Genomic DNA, 685 nt, shown 5'->3' on the forward strand with positions numbered 1-685 from the left:
GTGCGGCGAATACATCTCGGCAAGCAACCTCGCGCTCCTCGACCGGCTTGGGGTCGGCGATGCCTGGCGCGGCGAGGCCGGTCCGGAAATCCGCCGGGTCGGCCTCTTTTCCGGCAATGCCAGCATCGAGGCGCCGATGCCGGGCGCGCGATCCGGACCCGCGGCAAGAAACGGCTTCGGCCGCGCGCTTGGCCGCGACATATTGGACACGCTGCTGCTCGACGCGGCCCGCTCGGCTGGCGCGGAAGTGTTCCAGCCCTGCCGTGCCGTCGCCATCGAAAGGGATGGCGACCGCCAGGCGGTGCGGATCCAGGCTACAAGCGGCAGTCCCGGCGAGGAGGGGATGACCCTGCGGGCATCGGTAATCGTCGCTGCACACGGTTCGTGGGAGCCGGGGCCGCTGCCGAGCCAGCTCGGGAAGCAAAGCCGCTCCTCGGACCTGCTCGGGTTCAAGGCACATTTCACCGGGTCGGCGCTGCCGCCCGATCTGATGCCGCTGCTCACTTTTCCCGGCGGCTACGGCGGCATGGTGCTCGCCGACCGTGGCCGCCTATCGATCTCGTGCTGCATTAGGCGCGACGTGCTTGCCCGGCTGCGCGGCAGCCTTGCCCGCGAACGCGGCGGCCATGTCCCGGCGGCCGAAGCCGTTGAGCGTCACATCATGGCGACATGCCGGGGCGCGCGG

At 70.5% G+C, this 685-nt stretch carries 1 pseudogene; it reads left to right on the forward strand.

The features are described 5' to 3' along the window. Nucleotides 1-685, forward strand: a pseudogene (locus EOA60_RS35870) (monooxygenase); the annotation flags it as partial.

It is taken from the genome of Mesorhizobium sp. M1A.F.Ca.IN.020.06.1.1 (assembly GCF_004023265.1).
Taxonomy (GTDB): domain Bacteria; phylum Pseudomonadota; class Alphaproteobacteria; order Rhizobiales; family Rhizobiaceae; genus Mesorhizobium.